At 32.6% G+C, this 2,110-nt stretch carries 2 protein-coding genes; both read right to left on the bottom strand.

Features of this window, described 5'->3' with window-relative positions; genetic code table 11:
- A partial coding sequence (locus AB1630_12685; GenBank protein ID MEW6104646.1) for a DUF2079 domain-containing protein occupies positions 1–1,291 on the bottom strand: 1,291 nt, incomplete at its 3' end.
- Positions 1,292–1,375: 84 nt separating this feature from the next.
- A complete protein-coding gene (locus AB1630_12680; protein MEW6104645.1) occupies positions 1,376–1,750 on the bottom strand; it encodes a DUF5618 family protein in 375 nt (124 codons plus the stop codon).
- Positions 1,751–2,110: the final 360 nt, after the last annotated feature.

Below are 2,110 nucleotides of genomic sequence, written 5' to 3'. Positions count from 1 at the left end.
TGCTACTAAAATAATAATGTGAAATGAAGGAAGCATTTATTATATAAAGGATTGATCCCAAAAATAAGCCTTTTTGAGCTTTTATTCTTTTTATTATCTCAAAAATCCCATAAATAGCAGAAATTATAACAAAAGGCAGAATTGGAGCAGAATAGTGAAATAAAAGAAGATATTGGCGATCCCAAGGAGCCATAAAATGAAGGATAATTTCAAGAGAGGCAATCAATAACACAGGGCTTAATATGGAAAGAAAGCCACAAGGAAGGACAAGCAAGATAATTGTAGCAAGCTTTTCATTAAATGGAGAAAAAAGCATCTTCAGGGTATTTTGTGGTTTTAAGATGAGGTTTTTTAATATTTCAGATGGGCTTTCTCCAAGGTTTAGCCTTCCAAAATAGCCATAGGCTGTCTCTCCTGCTCCTGTTTCGGTTGCCTTTCTGATATAGGGGATTAAAACAGAGACAGAAAAATATGCCCAGAATATTCCAATGATAAATGTAATAATGCCAATCTTTTTGTTCTGCTTAAAGAAGATATAAATCCCTAATGCTGTTATTATTAAGGAAACATCCTCTTTTACCATTAAAGAGAAAAATAGGAAGATAAAGTATAAAACCCATATTCTTCTTTGCAAGAAATAGAATGTAAATAAAAGGAAAAATGGGGCAAGGCATATTTCATGGAATTCAGTTAAATTTATCCTTGATAGGAATGGATGTAAAAGATAGGCAAAGGAAAATGATAGGCTTAATAGATTATGCTTTAGCTTATCCCTTGCAATAAGAAATATAGGGATTGCTCCTAATCCAAGGAATAGACTTTGTAAGAAAAGGAGCATCCTTGGGTCTTGCCATAGATAATAGAATGGGACAAGGATAAGAAGCATCGGTGAGAAATGCTCACCAAGGAAGTTATGGCCATACATTGTTGTATCAAGGATTTTTCCATTTATTGTATTCCACATAGCCTGGTCAAATCCAGCCAAATCCCAATGGCCTGTAAAGAATCCATTGTATTGGATTATGGAAAGATAGGAATAAACAGCAATATAAATGGATGTTAGGAAAAAAAGAATAAGCCAAGTTGCAATCTTTGGAATGTCTTTGTTTAAATTAAATAATTGCACATTAAGAAAGACAAATGTGCTTATCAAAAAGATAAGAAAAAAGACCTTCCAAATAGAAAAAGAAAGGCTTTTATAAAGAAAAAACCCAAGGATTAGTAAGAAATTACATCCAATGATTATCCAAAACCTTTTTTTATCCTTTGCCTTTTTGTTTTTCCTTTTCATAAACCCCATTATATATCGCGGTTAATCAAAAAGGCAAGTTAAAAACTTGGTGGGTAAAAGGGCTGGTCGGTGAAGGGATTTTATTTACTCAATCTTTTCTATAAAATCCTTTGTGGATTTTAAAACATCTTTAACCCTATCCACATTGTGAAGAAGCCCTCTATAATAGCCTGCTATATGGAGTTCATCATATAGATACCCAAACTCCTTAAAGAGCTTTCCATTATGGATAGAGAGATATTTCCTTAATGCTATTGTGTAAGCCTTTTCTGACTTGGGAAGCTCCTTTTTTAAAAGCCCTTGCTTTAGTAAATATTCATCTATTGCCTTTAAAATGGCAAGATATGCTGTGCCACAAGCCTCTTGAACATACTTAACATCCGTATAATTGTTGCCTTCAATTGGAGCATTTTTTAATATCTCCTTTGCATTGTTTAAATATCTTAATGCCTCACTCATCTTTTCAAAACATTATACTATCCTCTAAAAAATCTTTGCAAGAAAAATTTTCTCTAAAAATGACACAAAGAAAACAAAAAGCCCAAAGATGTAATCCTTTGTCTTAAGTGTATTTACTTTGTAACTATTCAGACAGGATTTACAAGATGAACAGGATGTTAAATAAGCAGGTTATCCGGTTAATCAAAAAAATTATCATAACCCTGTGTCCGTTTGACGGATTGCCATTGCCCATAAATTCCCATTTTCCGCTACCTTGCAATAGGAATTGAATTTCCAAAAAAAAAATCTAAAGTTTAACCCTCTTAAAAACCGATATATATAATAGATAGAATGATAGAAGATATTTCAGAAGACAAA

The organism is bacterium (assembly GCA_040753555.1).
In the GTDB taxonomy this organism is placed as follows: domain Bacteria; phylum UBA9089; class UBA9088; order UBA9088; family UBA9088; genus JBFLYE01.
Note: the sequence above shows the minus strand (reverse complement) of the source record. Positions and strands in the feature narration are given on the sequence as shown.